This window comes from Salipiger sp. HF18 (assembly GCF_011806505.1).
Taxonomy (GTDB): Bacteria; Pseudomonadota; Alphaproteobacteria; order Rhodobacterales; family Rhodobacteraceae; genus Salipiger; species Salipiger thiooxidans.
In genome coordinates this window covers 1-4,690 of sequence record NZ_JAATOS010000316.1, presented here as the reverse complement: position 1 = coordinate 4,690, position 4,690 = coordinate 1, and the positions used below count along the sequence as shown (strand labels likewise).

Genomic DNA, 4,690 nt, shown 5'->3' with positions numbered 1-4,690 from the left:
GCTCGAGCCCGGTGTCCATCCCGGCAAAGGTCTCGCGATGCCGCCTCAACGTGCCGCAATAGGCGCGGGCAAAGACCTCGCCGGTGGCACGCATGTGCTCGCCGAGCCAGCGCGCCTGCTGATGCCCGAGTTCGCTCAGCCGGTCATAGGAAAGCTCGTCTCGCGCCTCGGTATTGGCCTGGCCGTGACGTACGAGCGTGACATGGGACATGAAGCACCTTCCTTTCCCTTGCCTCTTACGGGCGACGCGGGGAAATGGAAAGCCACGGCACCGGCCCAGGCACCGGCACCGGTCGACGCCACGCCGAGCAACGCCCGTCAGGCAAACCGGCACAATGCCACGGGCACCAACGGCCGACCGGCGCCGGAGGCGAAGGGAGGCTTGCCTGTGCCGCGTCAGCGGCTCCTTGAAGGAAGGTCACGCGCCCCCACGATCTGCGGGAACAAGGGGCTCAGGCTCAGGCCGCGCCGCCCTGGCTGCGCTCGATCCAGGCGCGCAGCTCCTCGGCCTCGCGCCGCGCCTCGCGCAGCCCATCCATGGCCGCCGACAGCTCCGCCTCGGTCTGGGCAAGCTGGTTGGTCAGTTCCGCCTCGCGCTGCTGCAGGTAGGTGATCGCCTGGTCGCGGGTCTCCTCGGCCTCGTGCAGCTCCTGGCTCATGCGCTCGAGCTGGTCCACGTCCGCCTGGCTGATCCGCTTGAAGCGATGCACGAGCCAGTTGGCGAACCAGCCCATGCAGAAGGCCACGAACAGGATGATCGCCGTGGCGATCACGAATTCGGTCCGGTTCATTCCGTTGCCCCTTCTGCACCGTCTTCCGCATCGGAGGCGTCGGCATCCCCGTCACCTTCCTGTGCGGCCTCGGTATCGCCGTCTTGGGCGCCTTCTTCAAGCTCTTCCAGCGTCGTCTTCACTTCTTCCGTGGGTTCCGGGCGGATCAGCCTGAACTCGATCCGGCGGTTGGCCTCGCGGCCCTCTTCGGTTTTGTTGTCGGCGATGGGCTGCTCCTCGCCATATCCGCGCACCCGGTAGGAGGCGGTCAGCACACGGCGGTTGCGCAGCGCATCAAGCACCGCCTGCGCCCGGTCCTGGCTCAGCTGCTGGTTCATGCTCTCGCGGCCCTGGCTGTCGGTGTGGCCCTGGATCTCGAGCGGGATGTCCCCGCAGAGCTTCAGCAGCTCGGCGATGTCGTCCATCACGTCCTTGGCCGAGGCGTCGAGATTGGCCGAGCCCGGCTCGAAGTTGATCTTCCGGTCGCCGACGATCTCGACGATCTGTGCCTCGCACTCGTCCGGCGTCGGGATGCCCAGCGTCGGGTCCAGCTTCTCCTGGTAGAGCACGTTGATCTCGAACTCAGCGCCCTGCCCCAGCTTGTCCGCAAGCAGCCCCGAGATCTCGGCATTGGCATCGGTGCTGCCGGTGTTGCCCGACACGGTGACCATGTCCGGCGTCACCCGCACCACGCCGTTCGAGAGCTCGCCCAGAGCCTCGAGCCCGGCCAGCACCCGCGCCGACCAGTTCGCCGGCAGGTCTGGATCGACCCGTGCGGCGGTGTAGACCGCGTCCGAACCGAAGCGCGCCCGTGCGAAACTGTCCGCGGTCTGGCGCGCGATCTCGGAATGCACCCGGCCGCGCAGCTGGACCGAGCCCTCGGGGCTCAGCGTCGCGGTGAACTCGGGCGGGCCCTGGTCGCTGGCCTCGGGGATCTCGGGCAACACGGCTTTCAGCGCGAAGACCTCGGGCAGCGCGCTTTCCAGCTCGCCCACGACCCGGTCGAAGAGCCCCTGCTCGGTGCCCTCAGGCGCCAGCAGCGCCACGTCGGCGTTCGAGAAGGTGACCGAACCGCCGCCCAGTTCCTGCACCGCCTTGATCGCGAGCACGGCCGCGTCCGCCCAGCGCCGCGTCGGCACGCCGAGCCCCAGCCGGCAGCTCGCCGCGGCCGAGACCCCGGCCGCGCGGGCGGCGTCGAGGATTCGGTCGCGCGCCGCCTCGGTATCGGCCGAGCAGGCGTCGAAATGGGCGCCCTGCTCGTCGATCAGGAAGCGCAGTGTGAAGGGCGTGATCACCGGGCGCGGCGCCGAGAGATCCAGCGTCAGCTCAAGCCCGTCCGGGCGGCGCCGCTCGAACTCGGTGCGCAGGCGGCGCTTGGCATCCTCGCTGTCGGTCATCGCCTTGATCGCCACGGCGCCGGCGCTGATCGACACCTTCGAACGCGGCAGGTCCCGCAGCGAGCGCAGCGCGAAGGTCATCGCCTCGTTCCAGCCGTCGGGTGCGGGGAAATCGGCGACCTCGAGCAGGTCCGACACCTCGCCGTTGCTGCCGGCGATGGCATTGAAGCGCTCGATCATGTCCTCGCGGTCGGCGGTGTCGGGCAGCAGGCCGATCACCGAGATGCCGTCGTCGTTGCGCAGGATCTCGACCGAGAACTGCGGCGGCTGGATGTCGGCGGCCTCGGCCACCAGCATCTGGTCGATGACCCGCGCCGAATCCACCGCTTTCCCCGCCAGCGTCACCGCCCGGAATCGCTGTGCCTCGTCCGGCGCCTCGCCGATCAGGAAGACCTGCAGGCCGTTCACGTCGACCTCGGCCCAGTCCAGCTCCCCCTGCGACAGCGCGTCCTTCACCGAGGTCCGGGAGCTTTCCTCGACCATGTTCAGGGCGACCACGGCGGCGAGGATACAGAGCATCGCGGCGGCGATCAGAGCGGTGGCGGGAATGGCGATCTTGGACAGGCGCATAGGCCGGGAGTTCCCTTTGTCGTTTATCCGGAACCTGATACGCGGCAGTCTTGACCTGCGCAATCAGGCGAGCAGAGCAGCGGCGAAAAACAGCACAGGCAGCATGCCGGCGTCGCGGTTGGACCGGAAGAGCATGAGCAGCCGGTCGTTGTCGTTCACGTCGAGCCGCCGCATCTGCCACATCATGTGCCAGCCAAAGGCCCAGGGCCCGGCGATCAGCACCACCAGCGCGAGGATCTCGCCGCGCGGCGCCGCCGCCACGATCGCGAGCCCCATCAGCGCCACCGCGATCCCCAGGAAGCCCGCCAGCCACTTGGGCGTCGCCGCGTCGCCGAACAGGCGCGCGGTGGACTTCACCCCGATGAGCGCGTCGTCCTCCTTGTCCTGGTGGGCGTAGATCGTGTCGTAGAACAGCGTCCAGGCCATGCCCGAGAGATACAACAGCACCGCGGGCAGCCCGAGGCTGCCGGTGTGCGCCGTCCAGGCCAGCAGCGCACCCCAGTTGAAGGCGATGCCTAGGAAGACCTGTGGCCACCAGGTGAATCGCTTGGCGAAGGGGTAGACCGCCACCGGCAGCAGCGAGACCACGCCGAGCAGGATCGCCATGGGCGGGAAGGTCACGAGGATGCCGAACGATACCAGCGACTGGATCACCGCCCAGGCCAGCGCCTGCCTGGCGCTCACTTGCCCCGAGGGGATCGGCCGCGACGCGGTCCGCGCCACCGAGCCGTCGAAGTCGCGGTCGGTGATGTCGTTCCAGGTGCAGCCCGCGCCGCGCATCAGGAAGGCGCCGATGCCGCAGCCGAGGAAGATCCAGAGGTCGAACCAGCGGGCCTGCCCGTCAGACACCATGGCGAGCAGCAGCCCCCACCAGCAGGGCAGCAGCAGCAGCCATGTTCCGATCGGACGGTCGGCGCGCGACAGGCGCAGGTAGGGGCGCGTCCAGGCCGGTGCGTAGTGGTCGACCCAGTTGCCGCGGACCGCGTCCGAGACCTGTCCCTCTGCCTCTGGCGTTGTTCCCGGTTGGCTCATATGGTGCGCCTCATGACTGCGAAAGTTCGCCTGTTTGTAGATCACCCGCTGGGCGCGGGACAACCTGTCCCTCTGACCCGGGAGCAGGCCCACTATCTCTTTTCCGTGATGCGGCTCGGTGCCGGCGCCCCCATTCTGCTCTTCAATGGACGCGATGGCGAGTGGCTGTGCGAGGTCACCGAGGCCGGCAAACGCGGCGGCGAGGCCGTCTGCGACACGCAGACGCGGTCGCAGCAGATGCCGCCCGACCTCTGGCTGCTGTTCGCGCCGATCAAGAAGGCGCGCACCGATTTCATCGTCGAAAAGGCGGTGGAGCTCGGGGTGCGGCGCCTGTTGCCGGTGCAAACCCAGTTCACCAATTCCGAGCGGATCCGGCAGGACCGGCTTCAGGCCCACGCGGTCGAGGCGGCCGAGCAATGCGGCGCGCTCTTCGTGCCCGAGGTGGCCGAGCTTGCGCGGCTCGACCGGCTGCTCGCCGACTGGCCCACGGGCCGGGCGCTGCTGTTCTGCGACGAGGCCGAGGCCGGAAGCCGTGCCGCGGCGCTCGACGCCGCCCCGGCACCCGCCGCGGTGCTGATCGGCCCCGAGGGCGGATTCGCCGACGCCGAGCGCGCCCGGCTCGGCGCCATGGACGAGACCCGCGTCATCGCGCTCGGGCCGCGCATCCTGCGCGCCGACACCGCCGCCGTGGCCGCGATCACGCTCTGGCAGGTCGCCTGCGGGGACTGGGCATGATCCGCCCCGCCCGGCCCGGCGAGGCGCCCGCCATCGACGCCTTCCTCGCGCGCCATGCCGAAAGCTCGATGTTCCTGCGCAGCAACCTTGCCGCCCACGGGCTTTCCGGCAGCGAGCATCGCAACGCGACGCGGTTCTGGGTCGCCCCCGCCGAGGGCGAGATCCGCGCCGTTTTCGGCCGCACCT

General features: G+C 69.5%; 5 protein-coding genes and 1 pseudogene. 2 read left to right on the top strand and 4 right to left on the bottom strand.

All coding sequences use genetic code 11. The annotated features are described in order from the left end of the window. The 4 genes from HC022_RS19390 to ubiA form a co-directional block, all read right to left on the bottom strand. On the bottom strand, positions 1 to 211 hold a 211-nt coding region (locus HC022_RS19390), incomplete at its 3' end, for a phosphoglycerate mutase family protein (protein WP_167453514.1). A gap of 247 nt (positions 212 to 458) precedes the next feature. Then, positions 459 to 791 (bottom strand): hypothetical protein, encoded by a 333-nt coding sequence (locus HC022_RS19385; RefSeq protein WP_008885662.1) that lies wholly within the window; start codon positions 789 to 791, stop codon positions 459 to 461. Continuing rightward, on the bottom strand, positions 788 to 2,737 hold the full coding sequence (locus HC022_RS19380; RefSeq protein ID WP_167453513.1) for an OmpA family protein: 1,950 nt from the start codon (positions 2,735 to 2,737) through the stop codon (positions 788 to 790). Before HC022_RS19380 ends, HC022_RS19385 begins: the two co-directional genes overlap by 4 nt. A gap of 63 nt (positions 2,738 to 2,800) precedes the next feature. Then, positions 2,801 to 3,769, bottom strand: a complete 969-nt coding sequence (ubiA, locus tag HC022_RS19375) for a 4-hydroxybenzoate octaprenyltransferase (RefSeq protein ID WP_167453512.1) — start codon at positions 3,767 to 3,769, stop codon at positions 2,801 to 2,803. Positions 3,770 to 3,781: 12 nt separating this feature from the next. On the opposite strand from ubiA, the gene HC022_RS19370 reads away from it, so the two are divergent. Both HC022_RS19370 and HC022_RS19365 read left to right on the top strand, forming a co-directional pair. Next, complete coding sequence (locus tag HC022_RS19370; RefSeq protein WP_167453511.1) at positions 3,782 to 4,504, top strand: 16S rRNA (uracil(1498)-N(3))-methyltransferase; 723 nt, start codon at positions 3,782 to 3,784, stop codon at positions 4,502 to 4,504. Then, positions 4,501 to 4,690 (top strand): annotated as a pseudogene (locus HC022_RS19365) (N-acetyltransferase); the annotation flags it as partial. The gene HC022_RS19370 and the pseudogene HC022_RS19365, both read left to right, overlap by 4 nt.

Excerpts from the sequence above, each read along its gene's own strand:
- HC022_RS19385 (WP_008885662.1), bottom strand. The coding sequence starts at position 791 with ATGAACCGGACCGAATTCGTGATCGCCACGGCGATCATCCTGTTCGTG.
- HC022_RS19380 (WP_167453513.1), bottom strand. The coding sequence starts at position 2,737 with ATGCGCCTGTCCAAGATCGCCATTCCCGCCACCGCTCTGATCGCCGCC.
- ubiA (WP_167453512.1), bottom strand. The coding sequence starts at position 3,769 with ATGAGCCAACCGGGAACAACGCCAGAGGCAGAGGGACAGGTCTCGGAC.
- HC022_RS19370 (WP_167453511.1), top strand. The coding sequence starts at position 3,782 with ATGACTGCGAAAGTTCGCCTGTTTGTAGATCACCCGCTGGGCGCGGGA.